The following is a 1,467-nucleotide window of genomic DNA, read 5'->3' as shown; positions in this document are numbered from 1 at the left end:
GCATTGACTTTTTTCTAAAGTATTTAATAGGTTTCCAGAGAATGGCATAACGGCTTTAAAGTTTTATTTATATTATGTATGGTCTTATTGTTCCGAAAGCCACCAGAGCAAGATCTTCCGATACTAAAAACAATTCCTATTGTATAGTATCCGATACAATACAATTTGAATTTTTCAAGCAAAAGTGGAGTCAAAAGTGGAGTAATGATTATTTTTTACATTCTACTTTTTTAATAATACAAAATCGCTTTTGGACATTAGCAATAATAGTCAGGTCGGCCAATGCTTTTCCTATTTCCATCTTATGATTAAAACCATAAACTAAAAACATTTTTTAGAAACTTAAATCACAAACCCCTTATATTATTAAGGGGGAATATTAATAGTTCTTTAGTCTAGCTATAGTCTTAATGTTCTTTTATTTTTAAAGATACCTAGCGACACTGATCCTAAATCATCTTATATGATTATTTTAAATGACAAAGTAAAAACTTATGAATTTCTGTAGATTTACGCACTATTTCCGATATTCCAGCACGTAATTTATTAACATGCGTCCCACCCTTTCATAAAGGTAAAAATTAAATTTACATAACTTTCCCTAATACCTTATTTCCTTGTAGGAAACTAAATACTACTCCATCCACATTTTCTTGAACTCCTACAAAATTTCTTACTTACCCAAAGATCCTCTCTGATAGACGTTTAGAGTTACAGACAATATTTAACAATAAGTAGCTTCTTAATGCCCCCGTCTGTGTAATACCATTAAACATTCAAGATATTTTTCAGTGTATTCGTCACACAGTAAATCGAACCACATAATCCAGGACACAAAACTGTCTTCGCGTTTAGAGTATGCTTTAAAGCGGATATGCTAAAGTTAGGACGATTAAAATACTGAATATCAAGCCAAAATAAAATATTAATTCCTGTTTCTTGTTTACTACATAAATCGACGGTATATAATTTTAATATTGTTTAGCTATTCACACAATTCATTTAATAAATCTTTCTTTCCTTTTTCAATTGAAGGTTCCTTCCTTGTTCACTTGAACAATTAATTTTTGATAGTGCATTTACAATCGAAATACCAATACCATACAATCCACAGAAATATTTAATAAGTTTTATTAGAAAATTTAGCACCCCCATGAATATGGGTAAGAATTAATTTCACCCTGAAAACTTTATATTCAGGCTTAATATCAATCAGTATGCTGCGGCCATCATCAATAATTTCAAACGAGCCCATCTTTATAAAGAACCACTTCAACACATTATTATGCGCAAATGCTGCAATTGGGCTTCATTCTCGCTATTATCAATGAGTTTCGTGAATAAAAGGTGATTAGAATATGTTGAGGTATTGGTATATGAACACATACCAGGAGGTTACTTTACCACTTCCAATCCACACATAAAACTTTTGAAGAAAGCCTGGGGAGTGGTCCCTCTCCCGTATAG

At 31.4% G+C, this 1,467-nt stretch carries 1 protein-coding gene; it reads right to left on the bottom strand.

Annotated features, from left to right (window positions below; all coding sequences use genetic code 11):
- Positions 1-1,120: 1,120 nt before the first annotated feature.
- A complete protein-coding gene (locus CLERM_RS04090; RefSeq protein WP_275094194.1) occupies positions 1,121-1,255 on the bottom strand; it encodes a hypothetical protein in 135 nt (44 codons plus the stop codon).
- Between the last annotated feature and the right edge of the window lie 212 nt (positions 1,256-1,467).

The organism is Coxiella-like endosymbiont (assembly GCF_002871095.1).
Taxonomy (GTDB): Bacteria; Pseudomonadota; Gammaproteobacteria; order Coxiellales; family Coxiellaceae; genus Coxiella.
Note: the sequence above shows the minus strand (reverse complement) of the source record. Positions and strands in the feature narration are given on the sequence as shown.

What these genes read in the sequence shown, in the direction of transcription:
- CLERM_RS04090 (WP_275094194.1), bottom strand. Translation starts at nt 1,255, where the DNA reads ATGGGCTCGTTTGAAATTATTGATGATGGCCGCAGCATACTGATTGAT.